The sequence below is a fragment of the Micromonospora sp. RV43 genome (assembly GCF_001029515.1).
GTDB classification, from domain to species: Bacteria; Actinomycetota; Actinomycetes; order Mycobacteriales; family Micromonosporaceae; genus Micromonospora; species Micromonospora aurantiaca.
On the sequence record NZ_LEKG01000066.1, the window covers coordinates 1 to 18,781 of the forward strand.

At 73.3% G+C, this 18,781-nt stretch carries 16 protein-coding genes; 4 read left to right on the forward strand and 12 right to left on the reverse strand.

Going from position 1 to position 18,781, the window contains the following annotated elements; genetic code table 11:
• Window positions 1-25: 25 nt before the first annotated feature.
• The 4 genes from uvrC to rsgA all read right to left on the reverse strand — a co-directional run bounded on the left by uvrC (window position 26) and on the right by rsgA (window position 6,892).
• Window positions 26-1,972 carry an excinuclease ABC subunit UvrC gene (uvrC, locus tag ABD52_RS17460; protein ID WP_047892516.1) on the reverse strand — a complete coding sequence of 649 codons (1,947 nt, stop codon included), beginning with the start codon at window positions 1,970-1,972 and terminating at the stop codon, window positions 26-28.
• 83 nt (window positions 1,973-2,055) lie between these two features.
• Window positions 2,056-2,544, reverse strand: coding sequence for a Rieske (2Fe-2S) protein (locus ABD52_RS17465; protein WP_013287473.1), 489 nt, complete (start codon window positions 2,542-2,544; stop codon window positions 2,056-2,058).
• A gap of 118 nt (window positions 2,545-2,662) precedes the next feature.
• Window positions 2,663-5,605 (reverse strand): excinuclease ABC subunit UvrA, encoded by a 2,943-nt coding sequence (gene uvrA / locus ABD52_RS17470; protein WP_047892517.1) that lies wholly within the window; start codon window positions 5,603-5,605, stop codon window positions 2,663-2,665.
• 207 nt (window positions 5,606-5,812) lie between these two features.
• Window positions 5,813-6,892, reverse strand: a complete 1,080-nt coding sequence (rsgA, locus tag ABD52_RS17475; protein ID WP_013475871.1) for a ribosome small subunit-dependent GTPase A — start codon at window positions 6,890-6,892, stop codon at window positions 5,813-5,815.
• Between the two features lie 238 nt (window positions 6,893-7,130).
• Between rsgA and ABD52_RS17480 the strand changes: the two genes are divergently transcribed.
• Together ABD52_RS17480 and ABD52_RS17485 are read left to right on the forward strand one after the other, a co-directional pair.
• On the forward strand, window positions 7,131-7,847 hold the full coding sequence (locus ABD52_RS17480) for a maleylpyruvate isomerase family mycothiol-dependent enzyme (protein ID WP_013287476.1): 717 nt from the start codon (window positions 7,131-7,133) through the stop codon (window positions 7,845-7,847).
• Between the two features lie 8 nt (window positions 7,848-7,855).
• On the forward strand, window positions 7,856-8,509 hold the full coding sequence (locus tag ABD52_RS17485) for an MBL fold metallo-hydrolase (RefSeq protein WP_047892528.1): 654 nt from the start codon (window positions 7,856-7,858) through the stop codon (window positions 8,507-8,509).
• Window positions 8,510-8,554: 45 nt separating this feature from the next.
• Here ABD52_RS17485 and ABD52_RS17490 read toward each other — a convergent pair whose 3' ends face one another.
• Window positions 8,555-9,163: a DedA family protein gene (locus ABD52_RS17490; protein WP_047892529.1), complete on the reverse strand. Its 609-nt coding sequence runs from the start codon at window positions 9,161-9,163 to the stop codon at window positions 8,555-8,557.
• Between the two features lie 98 nt (window positions 9,164-9,261).
• Window positions 9,262-9,936, reverse strand: coding sequence for a methyltransferase (locus ABD52_RS17495; protein ID WP_013475868.1), 675 nt, complete (start codon window positions 9,934-9,936; stop codon window positions 9,262-9,264).
• Window positions 9,937-10,116: 180 nt separating this feature from the next.
• On the opposite strand from ABD52_RS17495, the gene ABD52_RS17500 reads away from it, so the two are divergent.
• Window positions 10,117-10,320 (forward strand): cold-shock protein, encoded by a 204-nt coding sequence (locus ABD52_RS17500; protein ID WP_013287480.1) that lies wholly within the window; start codon window positions 10,117-10,119, stop codon window positions 10,318-10,320.
• 49 nt (window positions 10,321-10,369) lie between these two features.
• Here the strand turns inward: ABD52_RS17500 and ABD52_RS17505 are convergent, their stop codons facing one another.
• The 5 genes from ABD52_RS17505 to ABD52_RS17525 form a co-directional block, all read right to left on the reverse strand.
• A complete protein-coding gene (locus ABD52_RS17505; RefSeq protein WP_047892518.1) occupies window positions 10,370-11,644 on the reverse strand; it encodes an MFS transporter in 1,275 nt (424 codons plus the stop codon).
• Window positions 11,641-12,216: a helix-turn-helix transcriptional regulator gene (locus tag ABD52_RS17510; RefSeq protein WP_030274144.1), complete on the reverse strand. Its 576-nt coding sequence runs from the start codon at window positions 12,214-12,216 to the stop codon at window positions 11,641-11,643. The genes ABD52_RS17505 and ABD52_RS17510 overlap by 4 nt, the downstream gene beginning before the upstream one ends.
• 97 nt (window positions 12,217-12,313) lie before the next feature.
• Complete coding sequence (locus ABD52_RS17515; protein WP_047892519.1) at window positions 12,314-13,222, reverse strand: hypothetical protein; 909 nt, start codon at window positions 13,220-13,222, stop codon at window positions 12,314-12,316.
• A 170-nt stretch (window positions 13,223-13,392) separates the two neighbouring features.
• Complete coding sequence (locus ABD52_RS17520; protein ID WP_191971220.1) at window positions 13,393-15,048, reverse strand: CocE/NonD family hydrolase; 1,656 nt, start codon at window positions 15,046-15,048, stop codon at window positions 13,393-13,395.
• Window positions 15,045-15,563, reverse strand: a complete 519-nt coding sequence (locus ABD52_RS17525; protein ID WP_030274141.1) for a MarR family winged helix-turn-helix transcriptional regulator — start codon at window positions 15,561-15,563, stop codon at window positions 15,045-15,047. The genes ABD52_RS17520 and ABD52_RS17525 overlap by 4 nt, the downstream gene beginning before the upstream one ends.
• Before the next feature lie 136 nt (window positions 15,564-15,699).
• Between ABD52_RS17525 and ABD52_RS17530 the strand changes: the two genes are divergently transcribed.
• Window positions 15,700-17,826: an MMPL family transporter gene (locus ABD52_RS17530; protein ID WP_047892521.1), complete on the forward strand. Its 2,127-nt coding sequence runs from the start codon at window positions 15,700-15,702 to the stop codon at window positions 17,824-17,826.
• Window positions 17,827-17,880: 54 nt separating this feature from the next.
• Here ABD52_RS17530 and ABD52_RS17535 read toward each other — a convergent pair whose 3' ends face one another.
• A complete protein-coding gene (locus tag ABD52_RS17535) occupies window positions 17,881-18,750 on the reverse strand; it encodes a lytic transglycosylase domain-containing protein (RefSeq protein WP_047892522.1) in 870 nt (289 codons plus the stop codon).
• Between the last annotated feature and the right edge of the window lie 31 nt (window positions 18,751-18,781).

Consider the following 18,781-nt stretch of genomic DNA (forward strand, 5'->3'; position numbering starts at 1 on the left):
GGAACGGGCAGGAGCGGGGAACGGGTCAGGGGCGGGGGGCGGCTTCGGTGGTGGTGGAGCCGTCCAGCGCGGCCAGGATCGCCTCGGCCGTACGCCTGCCCACCCCCGGCACCTCGGTGATCTCCTCCACCGTCGCGGACGACAGCCGCTTCAGTGAGCCGAAGTGCCGCAGCAGCGCCTTGCGGCGTACCTCGCCGAGGCCGGGGACGTTGTCCAGCGCCGACTCGGTCATCCGCTTGGAGCGCCGCTGCCTGTGGAACGTGATGGCGAAGCGGTGCGCCTCGTCGCGGACCCGTTGCAGCAGGTAGAGCGCCTCGGAGGTGCGCGGCAGGATCACCGGGAACTCGTCGTCGGGCAGCCAGACCTCCTCCAGCCGCTTCGCCAGCCCGCACAGCGCCACGTCGTCGATGCCCAGCTCGGCGAGCGCCTTCGCGGCGGCGGCGACCTGGGGCGGACCACCGTCGACCACGACGAGCTGCGGTGGGTACGCGAACTTGCGCGGCCGCCCGGTGGTCGGGTCGATGCCGGGCCGGTCGGGGTCGGAGGCGGTCTCCTCGCCCAGCTCACCGGTCTCGGCGCGGGCGTCGAGGTAGCGGGCGAAGCGCCGCCGCAGCACCTCGGACATGGCCGACAGGTCGTCGGTGGCGCCGCGCACGATGAACCGGCGGTATTCGCTCTTGCGGGGCAGCCCGTCCTCGAACACGACCATGCTGGCGACCACGTCGGTGCCCTGGATCTGGGACACGTCGAAGCACTCGATGCGCAGCGGTGAGGTGTTCATGGCGAGCGCGTCGGCGATCTCGTCGAGCGCCTGGCTGCGGGTGGTCAGGTCACCGGCCCGCTTGAGCTTGTGCCGGGCCAGCGCGTCCCTGGCGTTGCGCTCGACGGTCTCCAGCAGCGACCGCTTGTCGCCGCGCTGCGGCACCCGCAGCGACACCCGGCTGCCCCGGCGGGCGGTGAGCCAGTCGGCGAGCGCGTCGGCGTCGCCTGGTAGCTCGGGGACGAGCAGCTCGCGGGGCACGTCGGCCTCGCCCTGCTCGCCGCCGTACACCTGGGTGCAGAAGTGGTGCACGAGGTCGCCGGTGGTCAGCTCCTCGGTCTTCTCCACCACCCAGCCGCGCTGGCCGCGCACCCGGCCGCCGCGGACGTGGAAGACCTGCACGGCGGCTTCGAGCGGGTCGTCGGCGAACGCGACCACGTCGGCGTCGGTGCCGTCGCCGAGCACCACCGTCTGCTTCTCCATCGCCCGGCGCAGCGCCGCGACGTCGTCGCGCAGCCGGGCGGCCCGCTCGAACTCCAGCTGCTCGCTGGCGTCGAGCATCTCCTTCTCCAGCCGCCGGACCATGCTGTCGGTGCGGCCGGCCATGAAGTCGCAGAAGCCGTCGACGATCTCCCGGTGCTGTTCGGCGGTGACGCTGCCGACGCACGGCGCCGAGCACTTGCCGATGTAGCCGAGCAGGCAGGGCCGGCCGACCTGGCCGGCCCGCTTGAACACCCCGGACGAGCAGGTCCGCGCCGGGAAGACCCGCAGCAGCAGGTCGAGCGTCTCGCGGATGGCCCAGGCGTGGGAGTACGGCCCGAAGTAGCGCACACCCTTGCGCTTCACGCCTCGCATCACCTGCAACCGGGGGTATTCCTCGTCGAGCGTGACCGCGAGGTAGGGGTACGACTTGTCGTCGCGGTAGCGGACGTTGAACCGGGGGTCGTACTGCTTGATCCAGGTGTATTCCTGCTGGAGCGCCTCGACCTCGGTGGCGACGGTGATCCAGTCGACCGACTCGGCGGTGAACACCATCTGCCGGGTGCGCTGGTGCAGGCCGACCGGGTCGGCGAAGTAGGAGTTGAGCCGGCTGCGCAGGTTGCGCGCCTTGCCGACGTAGATCACCCGGCCGGTGCCGTCGCGGAAGCGGTAGACCCCTGGCGACTCCGGGATGGTGCCGGGCGCGGGACGGTAGGTCGAGGGGTCAGCCACGGCGTCAAGCCTAGTCCGCACCCCTGACACACGACCGTCACCGCGCCCCCGCCGACGACCGGCCGGCGGGGGCGCGGAACGGGTCAGGCCAGCGTGATCTGGTCGCCGTCGACCTTGATCTCCTTCGCCGCGAGCGGCTTCGTGGCCGGGCCACCTTTGACCGAGCCGTCGACGATCGAGAACCGGCTGTTGTGGCACGTGCAGTTGATCGTGCCGCCGTCGACGTTCGACACCGGGCAGCGCTGGTGCGTGCAGATCGGGTCGAACGCCTTGAACTGGCCGGCCTCGGGCTGGGTGATCACCACGCCCTGGCTGGCGAAGACGGCGCCGCCGCCCACCGGGATGTCCGAGGTGCGCGCCAGCGCGCTGCCGCCGTCCCGGTCGCCGCCGCCGGCGTCGCCGGTCGCGGTGGCGCCGGGCGGGCCACCGCTGGTCGGTGCGAGGCCCGGGGACGCGTCGTCGTCGCTGCCGCAGCCCGCGAGCACCACGGCCGCGCCGATCGCTCCGGCTCCGGTGAGCAGGGTACGGCGGCTCTGGGTGACCGGTCGGGTCAGCGCCTGATCATCACTCATATCCGGCCTTTCTCTCGGCTTACTGCGGAAACACGCACCAGCGTGGGGCACGGTTCATACTGGCGCGTCACAGACCGGGCACCGACGGCCCGGCCTGCGAAAACGCGTACCGGATGGGTCAGCGCGCCCCGGCGGGGACCTTGCGGGTCCGCGACTTGGCGCTGCCGTTGGCCTTGGCCGCCCGGGTGGTGGCCGCCTTGGCGCCCTTGGCCTCGCCGTCGAGCTTGAGGATCGGCCGCAGGAACTGCCCGGTGTGGCTCTCCGGCACCTCGGCGACCTCCTCCGGCGTGCCGGTGGCGAGCACGGTGCCGCCCCGGTGGCCGCCCTCGGGGCCCATGTCGATGAGCCAGTCGGCCGTCTTGATCACGTCGAGGTTGTGCTCGATGGTGATGACCGTGTTGCCCTTGTCGACCAGGCCCTCCAGCACCATCAGCAGCTTGCGGATGTCCTCGAAGTGCAGGCCGGTGGTGGGCTCGTCGAGCACGTAGACGGTGCGGCCGGTGGAGCGCTTCTGGAGTTCGGAGGCGAGCTTGACGCGCTGCGCCTCACCGCCGGACAGCGTCGGAGCGGGCTGGCCGAGGCGGACGTAGCCGAGGCCGACGTCGACGAGCGTCCTGAGGTGCCGGTGGATGGCCGGGATGGCGGAGAAGAACTCGGCCGCCTCCTCGATCGGCATGTCCAGCACCTCGGCGACCGTCTTGCCCTTGTAGTGCACCTCGAGCGTCTCGCGGTTGTAGCGCGCGCCCTTGCACACCTCGCAGGGGACGTAGACGTCCGGCAGGAAGTTCATCTCGATCTTGATCGTGCCGTCACCGGAGCACGCCTCGCAGCGCCCGCCCTTGACGTTGAACGAGAACCGGCCCGGGCCGTACCCGCGCACCTTGGCCTCGGTGGTCTCGGCGAAGAGCTTGCGGATGTGGTCCCAGACACCGGTGTACGTGGCGGGGTTGGAGCGCGGCGTCCGCCCGATCGGCGACTGGTCCACACCGACGACCTTGTCCACGTTCTCCAGGCCGGTGATCCGGGTGTGCCGGCCGGGCACCAGCCGGGCGCCGTTGATCTGGTTGGCGAGCACGGTGTAGAGGATGTCGTTCACCAGCGTCGACTTGCCCGAGCCGCTGACACCGGTGACCGCGATGAGCTGGCCGAGCGGGAAGCTCACGGTGAGGTTGCGCAGGTTGTGCTCGCGCGCGCCGTGCACCACCAGCTCGCGCCCCGGCGTCTGCGGCCGGCGGGCGGCCGGCGTCGGGATGGACTTCCGCCCGGCCAGGTACGCCCCGGTGACCGACTCGGTGTTGTCCAGCAGCGCCGGCACCGACCCGCTGTGCACGATCTTGCCGCCGTGCTCGCCCGCGCCCGGGCCGATGTCGACGATCCAGTCCGCCACCCGGATGGTGTCCTCGTCGTGCTCGACCACGATCAGCGTGTTGCCCAGGCCGCGCAGCCGCAGCAGCGTCTCGATGAGCCGGTGGTTGTCGCGCTGGTGCAGGCCGATCGACGGCTCGTCGAGCACGTAGAGCACGCCGACCAGGCCGGAGCCGATCTGGGTGGCCAGCCGGATGCGCTGGGCCTCACCGCCGGAGAGCGTGCCGGCCGGGCGGTCCAGCGAGAGGTAGTCCAGACCGACGTCGAGCAGGAACTTCAGCCGGGCGTTGATCTCCTTGAGGACCCGCTCGGCGATCATCTTCTGCCGGTCGGTCAGCTCGATGCCGGCGAGCAGGTCGGCCGCCTCGCCGACGGAGAGGTTGCAGACCTCGGCGATGCTCTTGCCGGCCAGGGTGACCGCGAGCACCTCCGGCTTGAGCCGGGTGCCGCCGCAGGCCGCGCAGGGCACGTCCCGCATGTAGCCCTCGTACTTGTCCCGGGACCACTCCGACTCGGTGTCGGTGTGCCGGCGCTCGATCCACTGCACCACGCCCTCGAAGCCGGTGTAGTAGGAGCGCTCACGGCCGTACTTGTTGCGGTAGCGCACGTGCACCTGGTCGTCGGAGCCGTGCAGGATCGTCTTCTGCGCCCGCGACGGCAGCGCCCGCCACGGGGTGTCGATGTCGAAGTGCTCGGCCTCGCCGAGCGCCTCCAGCAGCCGCAGGAAGTATTCGAGGTTGTGGCCGGTGGCCCAGGGCTGGATCGCGCCCTCGCGCAGCGTGCGCTCCGGGTCGGGGATGACCAGCTCGGGGTCCACCTCCTTCTTGGTGCCGAGGCCGGTGCACTCCGGGCAGGCGCCGTACGGGGCGTTGAAGGAGAAGACGCGGGGTTCCAGATCCTCGATCGCGAGGGGGTGGTCGTTCGGGCAGGCCAGGTGCTCGGAGTAGCGGCGCTCCCGGGCCGGGTCGTCCTCCGGCAGGTCGACGAAGTCGAGCAGCACCAGGCCGCCGGACAGGCCGAGCGCGGCCTCGACCGAGTCGGTCAGCCGCTGCTTGGCACTCGGCTTGACGCTGAGCCGGTCGATCACCACCTCGATGGTGTGCTTCTCCTGCTTCTTGAGCTTCGGCGGCTCGGTCAGCGCGTGCACCACGCCGTCGACCCGGGCGCGGGCGTAGCCCTTGGCCTGGAGTTCGGCGAACAGGTCGACGTACTCGCCCTTGCGGCCGCGCACCACCGGCGCGAGCACCATGAACCGGGTGCCCTCGGCCATGGCCAGGACGCGGTCGACGATCTGCTGCGGGCTCTGCTTGGAGATCCGCTCGCCGCAGATCGGGCAGTGCGGCTCGCCGATGCGGGCGAACAGCAGGCGGAGGTAGTCGTAGACCTCGGTGATCGTGCCGACGGTGGAGCGCGGGTTGCGCGAGGTGGACTTCTGGTCGATGGAGACGGCGGGACTGAGGCCCTCGATGAAGTCGACGTCGGGCTTGTCCATCTGGCCGAGGAACTGCCGGGCGTACGACGACAGCGACTCGACGTAGCGGCGCTGGCCCTCGGCGAAGATGGTGTCGAACGCCAGGCTCGACTTGCCCGAACCGGAGAGCCCGGTGAAGACGATCAGGGCGTCCCGGGGCAGGTCGAGACTGACGTCACGCAGGTTGTGCTCGCGCGCGCCACGGATGATCAGTCGGTCGGCCACGGTGCGTGTGCTCCCGGAAGAAGAATATGAGGCGGATCTGTGCACCAGACGCCGGGTCTGGGTGGTTTTCACAGGTTGTCGGGCGCAGAAAAGACGCCTCGGCAACTCTAGCCCCGACGTATGACAACTTCCGTCGCGCGAACATTCCCCCAGCTCAGGCCGGTCGGGCGGGAACCACGCAGGTCCACCCGACCGGCCCGGGCCGGCTCAGAATGCCCCTGGTGCGGGCGGGGTCGCCGGACGTCCGGTGCGTCGCCGCCCGGCCCGCCATCCGCCCCGCCGTTCGGCTGCCAGCCGGGCCGCGCGGCGACCGCCCTCGTGCTCGATCTCCCGCTGCAACCGGCGCCAGCTCTCCCAGCGGCGCACCGGCAGCTCGCCGTCGTCCATCGCAGCCCGCACCGCGCAGCCCGGCTCGGCGTCGTGGGCGCAGTCGGCGTACCGGCAGCCGGCCGCCAGCTCGGTGATGTCGGCGAACGCCCGGTCCAGGCCGGCCGCGCCGTCGAGCAGGCCGACCGCCCGCACGCCCGGGGTGTCCAGCACCGCTCCCCCACCCGGCAGCGGCACCAGCGACCGCCAGGTGGTGGTGTGCCGGCCCTTGCCGTCGACCCGGCGGATCGCCTGGGTGCGCATCACGTCCGCCCCGGCCAGCGCGTTGACCAGGCTCGACTTGCCGGCGCCGGAAGGGCCGAGCAGGCCGAGCGTGCGCCCCGGGGCGACGTGCCGGCGCAGCGGCGCCAGGCCGGTGCCCCGCTCCGCGCTGACCGGCAGCACCGGCACCCCCGGCGCGAGGTCGGCCAGTTGCCGGGCCACCGCCGCCGGGTCGGCGGCCAGGTCGGCCTTGGTGAGCACGACGAGCGGCTCCGCCCCGGATTCGTGCACCAGGGAGAGCAGCCGTTCGATCCGCGCGGCGTCCGGTTCCGGGTGCACCGGCTCGACCACCGCGGCGGCGTCGAGGTTGGCGGCCAGCACCTGGCCGCTGGCGTCCTTGCCCGCGGTGCGCCGCACCAGCGCGGTACGCCTCGGCAGCACCGCCTCCACCGTGACCGGGCCGTCCGGCCAGGTGGACAGCAGCACCCAGTCACCCGCGCAGGGCAGCGCGGTCAGGTCGCGGGCGGCGGCGGACAGCACGCCGCCGCCGAGGCTGGCCCGCACCGGCCCCTGCGGGCACAGCACGGTACAGACGCCCCGGTCCACCCGGGCGACCCGCCCGGGACGGTGGCCGGCGCGCCGGTCGAGATGGGCCGCCCAGCCGGCGTCCCAGCCGAGGGCGGTCAGATCGAGAGTCATGGTGTCCTCATCGGTGTCGAGGGGAGGTACGGCGGAACACACGCGCTGCGACCGGCATGCGCACCACCTCCCCTCCGACTCCCGGTGCCGCGTACCCGACGACGTGGAGCCCGGCGCGTCCGGCGCCGGCGGCGATGTCGTCGGCCCCGACGGTAGGTGGCACGCCGACGCGCCGAAAGCGATTTCCCCCCGGGCACGGCCCGGTCCGGCCCGCTAGGGTCGGACGGGTGAGAACGCGATGACCGCCGACCCCCTGCTGCTGACCGGCGCGCTGGCCGAGGCGAACGACCGGCTGCTGCGTACCGTGTCCGGTCTGACCGCCGCGGACGTCGCGGCGCCCTCGCTGCTGCCGGGCTGGACCCGCGCGCACGTGCTCACCCACCTGGCCCGCAACGCCGACGGGTTCGTCAACCTGCTCACCTCGGCGCGCACCGGCGAGGAGATCCCGATGTACGCCTCGGCGCAGGCCCGCGCCGACGACATCGACGCCGGCGCCGACCGCGGCCCGGCCGACCTGCTGGACGACGTACGCCGCAGCGGCCAGCGCTTCGACGCGGCGGTCGCGGCGATGCCCGTGGACGCCTGGGGCGCCACGGTGCAGACCCGGCGCGGCCCGTGGCCGGCGGCGATGCTGGTCTGGGGACGGCTGCGCGAGGTCGAGGTGCACCACGTCGACCTGGCGGCCGGTTACCGGCCCGCGGACTGGCCGGAGGCGTTCGCCCAGCGGCTGCTGCACGAGGTGGTGACCGGGCTGGCCGGCAACCCGGCCGCACCGGCCATGGTGCTGCGTTTCGACGGCGCGGCGTCCGAACTCGTCGTGGGTGACCCGGAGGGGGCGCCCACGGTCACCGGCCCCGCGCCGGAACTCGCCGCCTGGCTGACCGGCCGGGGCGCGGGCGAGCTGCTCACCGTCGAACCCGACGGCCCCCTGCCGAACCCACCGGAATGGATCTGAACATCGTCATGACCTACACCGGAGACGTCACGCCCGGCGGTCCGCCGGCCCTGCGCGAGCTCGACCGGCTCACCGTCACCAAGCTGTCGGTGGGCCCGATGGACAACAACGCCTATCTGCTGCGCTGCAACGCCACCGGCGAGCAGGTGCTGATCGACGCCGCGAACGAGGCGCCGCGCCTGCTGGAGCTGGTCGGCGACGGCGGGCTGGCCGCCGTGGTGACCACCCACCAGCACATGGACCACTGGGTCGCGCTGGAGGAGGTGGTGGCCAAGACCGGGGCGCGCGCGCTGGTGCACGCCGACGACGCCGAGGGCCTGCCCATCGAGGCCGAGCGGCTCGCCGACGGCGACACGGTGCCGGTCGGTGACTGCGGGCTGGAGGTCATCCACCTGCGCGGGCACACACCGGGCTCGATCGCGCTGCTCTACCGCGACCCGGCCGGCACCCCGCATCTTTTCACTGGAGATTCACTTTTTCCGGGCGGAATCGGTAACACGGACCAGGATCCGGAGCGCTTCGGCCGGCTCATCGACGACGTCGAGGCCAAGCTGTTCGACCGGCTGCCGGACGACACCTGGTTCTACCCGGGCCACGGCAAGGACAGCACCATCGGCGCCGAGCGGCCCGCGTTGCCGCAGTGGCGCGCCCGCGGCTGGTGAGGACGCCCGGCCCGGCCTCCCCCGTGACGGCCGGGCCGGGCGCGGTCAGGCGGTGAGCGCCCGCAGCCGGCGCCGGGTGGCGAGCAGCACCGGGCCGGCCAGCAGCAGCCCGACCGCCATGGTCAGCACCGTGGGGTTGAGCGCCCCGGGGAGCAGGCCGGTCAGCGCCCGCGCGGCGAGCCCCAGCGCCACGTAGAGCCCGGCCCACGCGGTCGCCCCGGCCGCCGCGCAGACCAGGAACCGCCGGTACGACATCCGCAGCCCGCCCGCGGCCAGCGGCAGCAACGCGTTGAACACCGGCAGGAACGGCGCCACCAGCACGATCCGTCCTCCGCCGCGGTGCAGCAGCGTCTCGGCTGCGGCCCAGCGGGACTCGCCGATCCAGCCGCCCACCCGGCTGTCCCGCAGCCGCCCGCCCCAGCGCCGGCCGGCGAAGAAACTCAGCGACCAGCCGGCCAGGCAGCCCGTGACCACCGCCGCGACGGTGAGCGCCCCACCGGCCGGACGACCTGCGCCGACCGCGGCCAGGACCGCGGCGTCGCCGGGCACCAGCACCCCGATCAGGGGTACGGCGTCGGCGAGCATGACCACGCCGAGCAGCCCCATCAACAGGGTGGTGGGCAGCTCACCGGCGGCGGCCACGAGTTCGTTCATGAGCTGCACGCTATGCGGCGGCGGCACGCGGGCGCATCGGGCATGATCCCCCAGTGGTCCCCGACACCCGGCCGGGGAGACCCCTAGGGTCAGCCGGCTCATCGGGGCCGGAGCACCTGCACCCGGCGTACCGGGGAGTCGACCGAGGGTTCGGTGGTCGGCACCGGGTAGCTCGCCACCAGTTCCAGCCCGTCCGGCGGCAGGTGGCCCCGGTCCGGGTCACCGACCAGCACCTGCACGCCGTGTGCGGCGCAGCGCCGCAGGTAGGGCAGGACCCGGGCGGCCAGGCCCGCGTCGTAGAGCGCGTCCCCTGCCACCAGCAGGTCGGCGCCGGTCACCCCGTCGAGCAGGTCGGCGCCGTCGGCTGTGACCCGGACCCGGTTGGCCCGGGCGTTGACGGTGACCGCCGCCACCGCGTACGGGTCGATGTCGTTGGCGATGACCTGGTCGGCACCGGCGAGCGCGGCGGCGATGGCGACCAGCCCCGAGCCGGCGCCCAGGTCGAGCACCCGCCGCCCGGCGGCCAGCTCCGGGTGGTCCAGCAGGTGCCGGGCGAGCGCCTGGCCACCGGCCCAGACCGACGCCCAGTACGGCGGCGGCAGCGACCGCCCGGCGGCGGCCTCCATCCGGGCCCACCACAGGATGGCGTCCTCGGCCAGGTACAGGCGCACCTCCGGCACGAACGGCGTACCGACCAGGCGCAGGCGGTCCGGGCCCCCGCCGGGCGCCGCGATCTCCTGCTCCAGGTCGGCCAGAGCCGTCTGCCTGCTCATCGGGGCAAGCATGCCGTGCCCGGCCCGACGGCGGGGTCTTTTTCCGGTCGCGCACGTATTCACGGGCGCGCCGCGCGCTTCCGGCAGCGGATTCCGGTCCGGACGGTTACTGTCAGGGTGGTACAGGGCGATCACCGGCCGCGGAGCCGGTGCTCGCTCGCATTGAACAGGGAGAGACGCATGGCAACCGGCACGGTCAAGTGGTTCAACTCGGAAAAGGGCTTCGGCTTCATCGAGCAGGACGGCGGAGGCCCGGACGTGTTCGTCCACTACTCGGCCATCCAGAGCAGTGGCTACCGCGAGCTGAACGAGGGCCAGAAGGTCGAGTTCGAGGTGACCCAGGGGCAGAAGGGCCCGCAGGCGGACAACGTTCGTCCGATGTAACGCGTGCCGGTGGCGGCGGTCGGGCTCCGACCGCCGCCGCAGTGCATCCTCAGAACGGGGCGGCCGGCAGGTCGCGCCGTTTCCGTAGTGGCCCGGCCAGCAGGATCAGCGGGGTCAGCGCCAGCCAGGCGGTCATCACCCGGATCGCGCCGCCCGGCCCCCACGCCGCGCCCAGCGCCCCGGCGAGCAGGGCGGCCAGCGGAATCGTCCCGTAGTTGAGCAGCTGCATGCTCACCGTGACGCGGCCGAGCAGCCGGTGCGGCGTGTACGTCTGCCGGAAGCTGCCCTTGACCACGTTGCCGACGGCGACGCCGAGGCTCACCAGGATCCCGCCGAGCACCAGCCAGCCGGTGCGCGCGCCGGGCCCGGCGAGCGGGATCAGCAGCGCGGGCGGGCCGGTGAGGGCACCGGCGACCAGCAGCGTCCGGGCGCTGCCGAGCCGCCGGGACAGGCGGGCGGCCAGCGCGGCGCCGATCACGCCGCCGAGGCTGGCGAGTCCGATCAGGAGGCCGACCAGCCCGGCGGGCAGCTCCGCCGAGCGGACCAGGAACACCACGAGCACGGCCTGGTAGCCGGTGAGCCCGATGTTGCTGGCCGCCCCGAAGACCGTCAGCACCCGCAGGTACGGGTCGCGGACGACGAACCGCAGCCCGGCGGCGACCTCGCGGCGCAGCGACGTCGTCCCGGCGGGACGGTGCGGCCGGGGTTCGGCCGCGCGGATGCGGCGCAGGCACAGCGCGGAGAGCAGGAAGCTCAGCGCGTCCAGCGCCACCGCGGCCACCGCGCCGACGAGCTGGGCGACCAGGCCGGCCAGCCCGGGCCCGACCAGGTAGCTCGCGGTCTGGGTGGCGTGCAGGCGGGCGTTGGCCTCGGGCACCTGCCCGGGACGCAGCAGCGTGGGCAGGTAGACCTGGTCGGCGGTCTCGAAGAAGACCCGGGCCAGTCCGGCGCCCAGCGCCACGACCAGCAGGTGGCCGACGGTGAGCAGGCCGAGCAGGGCGGCCACCGGCACGCTCGCGAACAGCGCGGCGGCGACCAGGTCGGCGGCGATCATCACGGGCCGGCGGCGGACGCGGTCGACCCACGCGCCGACCGGCAGCCCGGCGAGCAGCCACGGCAGCCACGCCGCCGCGGTGAGCACCGCCACCTGGAACGTGGTCGCGTCGAGCACCGCGACCGCGACCAGCGGCAGCGCCACGACGGTCATGTTGTTGCCCACGGCGCTGACCGTGTGGGCGGTCCAGAGCAGCCGGAAGTCGCGGTGCCGGAACAAGCCGCCGGGCGGCGCGTCGACCGGGCCGGACGTCCGCGCGGTGGCGGTCACGGCCGGCCCGGGACGCCGTGGGCGAACACGAAGACCGGTTCGCGGCGGCGCCCGTCGTCGGGCACCGTCCGGTCGGCCCACCGGGCCAGCAGCTCGATCACCTCGCGGCTGAGTTCGGCCAGCTCGTCCGGGGTCAGGTGCAGCCACTTGTCGGTGCTGAACGGCCCTTCGCCCCACGCGGCGTGCGCCTCGTCGGGCGCCGCCTGCCAGGCGCGGACCAGCTCGGCGTGCCGCTCCAGGTTGAGTGAACTGGCCGCGTCGGCCACCACCCGGGCCGCCGGGTCGTCGTCGAAGTCGCTGTTGGACCAGCGCACCCCCCGGTCGCGCAGCCGCCACCAGCGTTCCCGGCGGTCGCGGGCCAGCTCGGGCGCCTCGACCAGCAGGTCCGCGGCGGCGAGCACCTTGAGGTGGTGGCTCACGTTCGCCGGCGCCTGGCCGGTGTGCTCGGCGAGCATGCCGACTGTGCACGGGCCGTACACCTTGAGCACGTCCATGAGCCGGCGGCGCAGTGGGTGGGCGAGCGCGGCGAGCACCCGCGAGTCGGTGACCTGCCGGACGGTGGGCTGTTCCATCCGGCGAGCCTGACATTCGCAAGAGCTGTTGCGCAACATCTCTTGCCGAATGGGCCGGACCGGGGCGCCGCGACACGACGGTCGCGGCGCCGGACGGTCAGGCGGTCAGCCGGCGGGACAGTTCGTCGGCCACGTCCCGGGCGATCTGCGGCGAGATGGCCTCGGCGATCTTCTCCGGCGGCAGCCCGGCCAGCACCCCGGAGACGATCTGCTGCTCGTCGGTGAAGTCCTTGCCGGACAACTCGTTCACCTGCGCCACGAGTGCCGGCCAGGCGCGTAGCATCGCCAGCATCTGCTGCAACGGCGAGTTCGCCATGGGCGGGTTGACCAGCCCGGTGGTGTTCGCCGGCGAGATGAGCCAGTTGCGCAGGTTCTGCAGGTCGGCCAGGACGTCGCCGACCGTACGGCTCTTCGAGCCGGTGTTCCCGATGAGCTTGTCGGTCTGTTCCATGTCGTCCTCCGGTTTCACGACGGCGATCATCCCGATCGCGGTGAGGTAGCGGCGGAACAGCGGGGTCTGGTCCCGCCCCGCCTTTGTGGAGTCGCGGAAGAAGCTGAAGTGGGTGTGGAACAGGTGGCTGCTGTCGCCGCCGGTCCGCCGTCCCAGCCGGTCCCAGCGGCGCACCGTCCGCCCGTCCGGGGAGTAGATGATCTCCCGGATGTCCCGGGTGTCGGCCGCGTTCGCGGCGCACTGCGCCACCATCCAGGCGGAGAAGGTCCGCAGGTTGTGCGTGCCGCCGCCGGAGCGGACCGAGAACGTGCCGACGTCCAGCGCTGACGCGTACAACGTGAGCCCGGACCGGTCCCGGCTGGACTCCACCACCGAGTAGTCGTTCGTGACGACCCGGTCGGAGCCGCAGTGGTAGCCGCCGCGGTGGTTCACGTCGCCGACGATGCCGACCTCCGCCGGTTCCAGGTCGTCGGCGCGTACGGCGTTCTTGTCGACGTTGAGATAGGTGAGTAACAGGTTCCGGACGGCCAGCAGGTTCGCCGGGGCCGACGTCATGGCAGCTCCCCTTCCGATCGATGACCGGCGAGGGCACGACAATCACACCGCGTGATGACATGCGATCCGCGGACGCGCCCCGCCGGATAACTGCACGGCACCGGGCACTTGCTCCGAGCTTAACCACGCTTAGGCAGAAGTGCCCAGCTCAGGGGCATTTTTTTGAACTATCAGCCCGCTGTGGACGGTGCCGGCACGAGCGGCAGCACCAACACCGAGGGATGCTCACGATCGTGGAGGATCTCCCGCCAGCCAGCACGGAGGGTCACAGCGGTGCCGAGCGGCTCACCGGTGCCGGGGTTGCGCGCGTAGCGGGGGTGGGCGCCACCGGAGACCTGCACCCGCAGCCGGTGCCCGGACGCGAAGCGGTACGCCGTCGGCCAGAGTGTCACCGGCACGGTGACCACTCCGGACGGATCGCGCGGGAACCGCCCGGGCTCGACGCGGACCAGGCCGTCGCAGACGTTCCAGGAGCGCCCGCGCCGGTCCACGTCGCACAGACGCACGAACACGTCCAGGTACGACAGTTCGCTGCGCAGGTGGATCTCGGCGCGTACCGGCCCGGCCACCTCGACCGGGTCGCGCAGCGGCTCGCTGGTGTAGGTGAGCACGTCCGGGCGTGCCTCGACCGGCCGGTTGTCCACCGCGCCGGCCCGCTGGGCCACCAGCAGCGGCCCACCGAGCGACGGGGTGGGGTCGGCCGGGTCGTACCAGATCCGGTCCGGTGCGCCGTGCTCCTGCGGTTCCGGGGCCAGCCCGCCGGCGGATCGCAGGTGCCATCGCGCGGGTGTGGCCGGTGGCGGCCAGTCCGGCAGGTCGCGCCAGCCGCCGCCGTCGCCGCCGACGTGCACCCGTACCGGCGCGCGTTCCGGCCCGGGCCGCCCGGCCAGGTGGGTGTCGAGCCAGTCCAGGCCCTCCCGCAGCGACGCCAGGAGCAGCCCCGGGCTGCCGTGCGTCCACGGCCCGACGACCAGGCGGGTCCGCGTCCCGGCGGCCCGCAGACGGGCGTAGTCGTCGAGCTGGGCCGGCAGGAAGATGTCCTGCCAGCCGCTGACCATCGCCACCGGGGCCCGGACCTCGGTGATCCGGTCGCCGAAGACCCGGGTACGCCAGTAGTCGGCGTCGGGGGTGTGGTGACGCAGCCACTCCTGGAAGAACGGCACCGTCACGCCGGTGGCGACCCGGTCCGCCTCGGCCAGCGGCAGGTGCGCCAGGGCGCGGGCGAGCCGGGGCTGGCCGCGTTTGAGCTCCCACTGCCGGGCCAGCCAGGGCACCGTCTGCGCCTGGAGCAGCTCGGCCCAGGTGAGCACCGTGTCCAGCGCGAACGACTCCCCCGCGTACGTGGAGTCGCGGGTGGCCGACGCGGTCACCACGGCGACCATCGCGCGCAGCTCGTCGCCCGCCTCGGCGGCGAGCGCCCACTGCACGAAGCCCTGGTAGCTGGCGCCGAACATGCCGAACGCGCCGGTCCACCACCGCTGGCGGCGCAGCCAGTCCAGCGTGTCCAGGCCGTCGTCGCGCTCGTGCACGAGCGGCGCGAACTCGCCGCCGGAGCCGAACGTGCCGCGGCACGACTGGATCACCACGTGGAAACCCCGCTCGGCGATCAGGCGACCCAGCAGCCGGATCGGCCCGCCCCGCCCGTACGGGGTGCGGATCAGCACGCACGGCGCGGCGGGCAGACCGGGCGCGTAGTGGTCGGTGCGCAGCGTCACCCCGTCGCGTACCCGGACCGGGATGTCCCGGGTGACGGCGACCCGCCCGGTGCGGGCGGCGGGCAGTCGCAGCGCCGCGGTGGCGGCCCGGGTGACCAGCCGCATGATCAGTCGGCCGGGCCGGAGGCGTCGCCGCGACGGGGAGCGGCGCGGATCTCGTCCCGGTGGGTGCGCATGGAGTGCACCATCTCGGCCATGAACCGGTGCACCACGGCCAGCTCGTCGTCGCTGAAGCGGTCCATCACCTCGTCGGTACGGCGACCCAGCGGCCCGAAGAAGCTCTGCGCCAGCGTCGCGCCGCGGTCGGCGTAGTGCAGGAGGATCTTGCGACGGTCGGCGGTGTCCCGGTCGCGCCGGATGTGGCCGCCGCGTTCCAGCCGGTCGACCAGCGCGGTCACCGAGCCGGAGGAGAGGTTGAGCGCCTCGCCGAGCCGGCCGGGGGTGATCGGGTCGCCCACCAGCTCGGCCTCCATGACCGCGATCAGGGCGTACAGGTCGGTGGCGTTGAGCCCGTGCAGCCCGGCGAACGCGTGCCCGATGTGCTGCGCGTCGACCGAGTAACGACGCAGGTCGTTGGTGATGTCGGCCACCATGCGCCCGCGTGGGTCGTCACGTCGCCGGTACATCCTGTGCGCCGCCACCGCTTGCCGCCACCCCCTGTCGAACAGTTCCGGTTGCAGCATAGAACCACCGCGGATAATCTCGCTCATCAAGATACTCGTTAAGAGAGAATCCCCCGCGACCAATATGTGAGGGCATCAGATGTCTCTGTTCACCCGCGTCGTCCGGGGCCGGCTGGCCGCCTGGCTCACGCTGGCCGCCGCACTCGTCGTCGGCGTGGTCGCCTTCGGGCTACCGAAGCCGGACAATCCGGCGCCCGTCTCCGACACCGGCCTGTCCGTGGAGTGGCAGTCGACGCAGGTCGAGCGGCTCCAGGAGCAGTTGCCCTCCAAGGACGCCCAGACCGCCCTGGTGGTGGTCAGCCGCGCCGACCGGGCCCCGTTGAGCGGGGCCGACCGCCGCGTGCTCGACGGCCTCGGCGGCGGGTTGAGCTCGCTCGCCGCCGGCGGGCGGGTCTCCCCCGCCCAGGTCTCCCCGGACGGCACTGTGGCGCTGGTCGCGGTGCCGCTGTCCACCGAGGGCGGCCCGTCGGCGGTGGTCGACGAGGTGGAGAAGCTCCGCGAGGCCGTCGGTGACCTGCCCGGCGAGCTGACCGTCGAGGTCACCGGCGGGCCCGCGTTCACCGCCGACCTGGGCAAGGTGTTCCAGGGCGCGGACACCACGCTGCTGCTGGTCACCGCCGCCGTGGTGGCGGTGCTGCTGCTCGTCACCTACCGCAGCCCGTTCCTGTGGCTGGTACCGCTGCTGGTGGTGGGCGCCACCGAGCAGATCACGCTGCGCGTGGTGGAGTCCCTCGTCCCCGCCTTCGGCATCTACCTGCCCAGCGGGCAGGTGACCGGCATCGCCAGCGTGCTGGTGTTCGGCGCCGCCACCAACTACGCGCTGCTGCTCATCGCCCGCTACCGGGAGGAACTGCGCCGCGAGGAGGACCGGTTCGCCGCCATGCGGTCGGCGCTGCGCCGCACCGCCGAGCCGATCCTGGCCAGCGGCAGCACCGTCGTCCTCGGCGTGCTCACGCTGCTGCTGTCCGAGCAGGAGACCAACCGGGCGCTCGCCCTGGCCTGCGCCACCGGTGTGATCCTCGCCATGCTCTCCGCCCTGTTCGTGCTCCCCGCCGCGCTGCTGCTGTTCGGCCGGGGCCTGTTCTGGCCGTTCGTCCCCCGCGTCGGCAGCGCCGCCCGCGAGGGCCGGATCTGGGGCCGCCTCGGCGAGCTGGTGGTCCGCCGGCCGCTGCCGGTCGCCGCGCTCGCAGTCCTGCTGCTCGCCGGCCTCGCCCTCGGCGGCCTGGGCATCCGCACCGGGCTGTCCGAGACCGAGCAGTTCAGCGAGAAGCCCGAGGCGGTCGCCGGAGCCGAGACGCTCGCCCGGGCGTTCCCGGCCGGCAGCACCCAGCCGGTCGCGGTGCTCACCACCCCGCAGGCCGCCCAGGCGGTCCTCGCCGCGGCGAGCGGCGTCGACGGGGTCGCCTCGGCGCGGCCCGGCGCCGCCGGGGACCGGGTCGCCCAGATCGACGTGGTGCTCACCGCCGAGCCGGGCAGCGCCGCCTCCGACCGGGCCGTGGTGGCGCTGCGCGACGCCGTGTCCGCCGTACCGGACTCGGCACCGCCCGCCGTGGAGGGCGCGGACGCCCCCGACGGTGCCCTGGTCGGTGGCTCGGTCGCTGCCACCTACGACTCGAACGAGGCCAACACCAAGGACCTCCAGCTGATCCTGCCGCTCATCCTGCTGCTGGTCGGCGCAGTGCTGGTGCTGCTGCTGCGCGGGCTCCTGGCGCCGCTGCTGCTGGTGCTCACAGTCATCGGCTCGTTCTTCGCCAGCCTCGGCGCGGCCTGGTTGCTCTTCGACCACGTGCTGGACTTCCCGGCGCTGGACAGCGGGGTGCTGCTGCTCGCGTTCGTGTTCCTGGTGGCGCTCGGCGTCGACTACAACATCTTCCTGGTCACCCGGGCCCGGGAGGACGCGCGCCGCACCGGCACCCGCGACGGCATGCTGTCGGCGCTGCGGGTCACCGGCGGCGTGATCACCAGCGCGGGCATCCTGCTGGCCGCGGTGTTCGCGGTGCTCGGCGTGCTGCCGCTGATCACGCTCACCCAGATCGGCATCATCGTCTGCATCGGCGTGCTGCTGGACACGCTGCTGGTCCGTACCGTCCTGGTGCCGGCGCTGGCGTTCCTGCTCGGCGACCGGTTCTGGTGGCCCGGGCGGATCACCCGGGACGCCGACGCGCCCGCCGCGACGCCGGCCGAGCCGGTCACCGCACGGGACTGACGACACGGGCGGGGGCCGGCGCGTATGCCGGCCCCCGCCCGTCCGTCCGGTCGCTCAGAAGCTCAGGCACTCGCACTCGGTCATCAGCGCCCGCACGTTGCGCACGTACTGCGGGTTGGGGATGGTCAGCGGCTGATCCTCCCGCGCGACCGCGCCGTGCCCGTAGTTGTAGGCCGCGATCACGGCGTTGAGCAGGCAGGAGTTCAGCTCAGCGGTGCACAGCGAGGCGTCGAGCCGGTAGTCGGACTCGAAGTACATGTCGCCGATGTACTTGGTCAGCCAGGCCAGGTAGGTGCCGCCCAGATAGGCGTTGTCCCGGTAGGCGTCGATGTCGTACGACTGGCCGAAGCGCTGGTTCATCCACTCCGCCGTGGCCGGCATGACCTGCATCAGCCCGACCCCGCCGTCACAGGCGATGATGTTGGACTGCCACCCGCTCTCCTGCCAGGCGGTGGCCTTCAGCAGCGCCGACGGGATGCGGATGTCCGGCGCCGACGTCGGCCAGTACGTCCGCGCCGCCGCGTCGGCGAGCGCCGCCTTCACCTGACTCTGGCCGGCCTTGGTGCCCCGGTAGCTCGGCTTGCAGCCGTCGTCCACCGGCTTCGGCGGCGCCGGTGGCACCTGGGTCTCGGTCGGCGGCTTCGGCCGGGCCAGCGGCGCCGTGGTCGTGCGCGACGGCTTCGCCCGCGGCTTCGGTTTCGCCGACGCGCTCGGGCTGGGCCGGCCGCCCATCGCCGCGACCGCCGGCGGCTCCTCGCTCGGCGCGTCGGCGGGCGCCTCCTGCGGTTGCTCCGCCGGGGCCGCCGTGGGCAGGTCCGCAGCGACCTCCCGGACCGGCCGTTCCTCCTCGCCGCACGCCGTCAGCGTGGCCGCCGCGAGCAGCGCCACCACTGTCACGGCCCACCGGCCGAGTCCTCGCCGCATCGGACCTCCCCGTAGTCCCCCGTCGGCGCAC